The organism is Ochrobactrum sp. SFR4 (assembly GCF_019730395.1).
GTDB lineage: Bacteria > Pseudomonadota > Alphaproteobacteria > Rhizobiales > Rhizobiaceae > Pseudochrobactrum.
Genome location: NZ_JAAPBB010001226.1, coordinates 1 through 243, shown reverse-complemented (window position 1 = coordinate 243; position 243 = coordinate 1). Strand labels below are relative to the sequence as shown.

The 243-nt window shown below is 33.7% G+C and carries 1 protein-coding gene; it reads left to right on the top strand.

Annotated features, from left to right (window positions below; translation table 11 throughout):
- Positions 1-184, top strand: a 184-nt coding sequence (locus HBA93_RS22935; RefSeq protein ID WP_221724765.1) for a hypothetical protein, incomplete at its 5' end; no start/stop codon positions are given.
- Positions 185-243 lie beyond the last annotated feature (59 nt).

Here is a 243-nt window from a genome sequence, read left to right as displayed (position 1 = left end):
AACTGAGAAACTAAATAGCGAAATAAATCTCAGAGAATTAGAAAAGCAAAATTTTGAAAAACAAATTGAACTTCAAAAAGAAATATCATCAGCAGAGAGAAAACGTGCTGAAGCAGCTGAAAGCGAGAGAGATATCTGGAAAGAGAAATCAAATAAAGGATTTTGGTCTAAATTCAGAAAATAAAAAAGGCCGCTAGAGCGGCCTTATCCAACAACGTAAACTCGATTTTGTGGCTGATAAAA